Source organism: Rhodococcus sp. 5G237, from assembly GCF_053764735.1.
The window spans coordinates 1-2,717 of record NZ_JBSNCD010000019.1 but is presented as its reverse complement, the minus strand read 5'-3'; the positions used below and the strand labels follow the sequence as shown (position 1 = coordinate 2,717).

General features: G+C 62.3%; 2 protein-coding genes and 2 pseudogenes. 1 reads left to right on the top strand and 3 read right to left on the bottom strand.

All coding sequences use genetic code 11. The features are described 5' to 3' along the window. Positions 1–74: 74 nt before the first annotated feature. Positions 75–392 carry an adenylate/guanylate cyclase domain-containing protein gene (locus ACWPOC_RS25510; protein ID WP_455409572.1) on the top strand — a complete coding sequence of 106 codons (318 nt, stop codon included), beginning with the start codon at positions 75–77 and terminating at the stop codon, positions 390–392. Positions 393–668: 276 nt separating this feature from the next. Here ACWPOC_RS25510 and ACWPOC_RS25505 read toward each other — a convergent pair. The 3 genes and pseudogenes from ACWPOC_RS25505 to ACWPOC_RS25495 all read right to left on the bottom strand — a co-directional run. Next, positions 669–1,160 (bottom strand): annotated as a pseudogene (locus ACWPOC_RS25505) (ERCC4 domain-containing protein); the annotation flags it as partial. 30 nt (positions 1,161–1,190) lie between these two features. After that, positions 1,191–2,447, bottom strand: a pseudogene (locus tag ACWPOC_RS25500) (IS3 family transposase). Next, the coding region (locus ACWPOC_RS25495) for a hypothetical protein (protein WP_455409571.1) at positions 2,416–2,717 on the bottom strand (302 nt) is incomplete at its 5' end. The pseudogene ACWPOC_RS25500 and the gene ACWPOC_RS25495, both read right to left, overlap by 32 nt.

The following is a 2,717-nucleotide window of genomic DNA, read 5'->3' as shown; positions in this document are numbered from 1 at the left end:
AGGCGTAGTCGTCCCGGTGATCGAGGACGAGGCGGATCGCCTTCTCACGGACCTCGTCGGGGTACTTCTTCGGCATGAGGCTTACCTTCCCAAGAATGAAGGTGTGCATCAAACCCGGGACGGTTCAGCGGGGCCTTCCGCCACTGCATGTCGGTATCGCATGGGGTGCGGTAGTGCACAGCGCGGGTGATTGGGTGGGGCAATCATTGAACCGGGCCAGCAGGATCGTTGCGGTTGCGGAGCCACTGGAGATTCTGGTGGATAGCGAGACGATGAGTCGTTTGGATGCATCTGTAATGGAGACTGATTTTGCAGGGTCGTACCCGCTGAAGGGGTTCAGCGGTGAGCAGGAACTCTACCGTGTGCGCTCTGCAACGAACGAAAGTGGATGATCTGCAATCAACTCAAGCAAAAGACGAGTGCGAGAGCCTATTTCGGAAACACATGGTGCGGACGGTAGTGGCGCATGGCTTCTGAGCGAGCCGTAATCGACAGTGCACCGTCCGAGGAAGCCTCGAGGACTAATTTCCTCGGTAGGTGCGCGAGTCGGCGAGGATCTCGACCTCGGCCGCCGATCGATGCTCAGGGTGGGGTCTCACGCGACGAGCGCGGTCCGCGGTGCGATGCGATGCTTCGTTGTGTTGGGATGGAACTGCTGTGCAGCAGTATTACTCGGGATGGGTGGTACGCCAGGCGTCCCAAATCCGGGGGCGCAGTTGCCCTCGGCCGGGGACGTCCAGTCCGGTCGCGCGGGCCCAGGCCCGCACGTCTGCGCTCGACGGTCCGGTGTCGGTCGTGTCCGACACGACGGTGGGTGCTTCGGTCGGCGGAGATGGGGCGGGGCGATGATCGGCGTCCCCGATGTCGCATCAGTGCCGGGCCGCAGCGAGATAACGGTAGGTCCATTCTTCGGCGAGCTGCCTGTTCTCGCAGAACACGATCGGCACGGTCGGATAGCGGATCTGCAGTTCGGCCAGTGCGTCGGCGACAACCGCCGGACGGACCCGCTCGAGTTTGAACACCGCCGAATAACGGTCTTCGATCACCACTGCCGCGCGGGGGAGTGCCACGAGTTCAGCGAACGCGAACCGCAGTTTTCCGCTGGTCAGGCTGGATACCAGGTCGGGGAGCGATTTTCGTTCGACCGAGGCAATGAGTCGATCTGAACCGTCTCGGGTTTCTTGCCGCTCCTATATCGGTGACGGCTCCGGTTGTGGAGTCGACAGGTGAGCGTAGTACGCCGCCTCGAATTCATCCGGCGGGACGTATCCGAGACGGCTGTGCAGGCGACTGCGATTGAACCAGTCGACCCACTCCATCGTGGCGTACTCGACGTCCTCGACGGACTTGTAGGGACCCGGATGGAACGGGTTTCCCTTGGCGATCACTTCGGTCTTGAACAACCCGATCGTGCTCTCGGCCAGAGCGTTGTCGTATGCGTCTCCGACGCTGCCGATCGACGCGGCAATACCCTCCAGCACAAGGGTTTCCGCGAAAGCAATGGAAGTGTACTGACTGCCGGCATCGCTATGGTGGATCAACCCTGAGCCGACCGGGTGGCCCGTGTGGTCACGTCGCCACAATGCCATCTTCAAGGCGGTGGTGACCATCGCGGTGTCCTTGACGGTGGCGGCATGCCAGCCGACGATCGCCCGCGAGAAGCAGTCGATCACGAACGCGACATAGACGAACCCCGCCCAGGTGCGGCAATAGGTGAAGTCGGTGACCCACTTCCGATTCGGAACCTCGGCGGTGAAATCACGATCGACCAGGTCAGGGGCGCGGCGGCTGTCCGAGCCGCCGGGCATGGTGGTGCGGTGCCGACGGCCCCGGACCGCTCCGGACAGCCCTTCATCGCGCATCAACCGGTCGACGGTGCATGCCGCGACGTCGTGGCCGTGTCTGCGCAGGTGCACGGTCATCTTCCGGCGACCGTAGAGACCTTCGGCGGTCCCGACGGTCTCACGCAGAGCGTTCGTCAGATGTGCATCGGCGACGGTCCGGCGGGATGGAGAAGCAGTTTTCCAGTTCCGATACGTGCGTGGGGCGACCTTGACGCCACGCTCGGTGAGCACGGCGCAGATCGACTCGGGCCCCGTGTCCTTGTGCACGCATCTGGTCGATGAACTGGCAGATCAGCGGCGGCGAGGGTCGAGCTCCCTCGCGAAGAAAATCGAGGCCGATTTCAAGATTTCGTTGGCCTCACGGAGGTCTCGGACTTCGCGTTCGAGCTCTTTGATTCGTTGCTGTTCAGCGGTGGTCACGCCGGGTGTCTTGTCGGCATCGATCAGAGCCTGGCGGGTCCAGGTGCGCAGCGACTCGACACCGACGCCGAGCTTCGGGGCGATGGCTTTGCACGCCGCGAACGGCGAAGAATATTCGTCGAGGTGGTCGAGGACCATCTTCACCGCTCGTTCACGCTGCTCGGCGGGGTAACGCTTGGACATGATGTGCATCCTCCTCAAGAAAGGAGGCGGCATCAAACCCGAGACGGTTCAAGATGACCGCGTATGCGATGCGGGACTGGTGCCGTTTCACCGGTGTGGATGCCTCGTTCATCGATCCTGGTTCGCCGTGGCAGAACGGGATCTGTGAACCGTCCCGGGTTTGATGCACACCTTCATTCTTGGGAAGGTAAGCCTCATGCCGAAGAAGTACCCCGACGAGGTCCGTGAGAAGGCGATCCGCCTCGTCCTCGATCACCGGGACGACTACGC